This window comes from Herbaspirillum sp. WGmk3, from assembly GCF_023952535.1.
Classification (GTDB): Bacteria; Pseudomonadota; Gammaproteobacteria; order Burkholderiales; family Burkholderiaceae_D; genus Herbaspirillum; species Herbaspirillum huttiense.
On the sequence record NZ_JAKYWT010000125.1, the window covers coordinates 1 to 249 of the forward strand.

Below are 249 nucleotides of genomic sequence, written 5' to 3' on the forward strand. Positions count from 1 at the left end.
ATGGGGATCATCCCGCCGAAGGAGTCCTTCACATGCCCCCCCTGTTGCAGCAGGATCAGCCACGGACTTTGCCCGCCTGCAAGCTGCGTGGCCACGTCGGTGAACTGTGCAGGCAGCATACGCATGGCGGCTTTATACTGCCCGACGGAAATCCCCGCTTTCTGTGCAGCCAGCGCCTGTCGGCTCAGCGACTGTTCAACGACTGCCGCTGTTTTTTTCGCATCACTTTCCGTACCAGAAAAATGACGC

The 249-nt window shown here is 59.0% G+C and carries 1 protein-coding gene; it reads right to left on the reverse strand.

Translation table 11 applies throughout. The features are described 5' to 3' along the window. The coding region (locus MKD49_RS26170; protein WP_252697761.1) for a phage tail length tape measure family protein at positions 1 to 249 on the reverse strand (249 nt) is incomplete at both ends.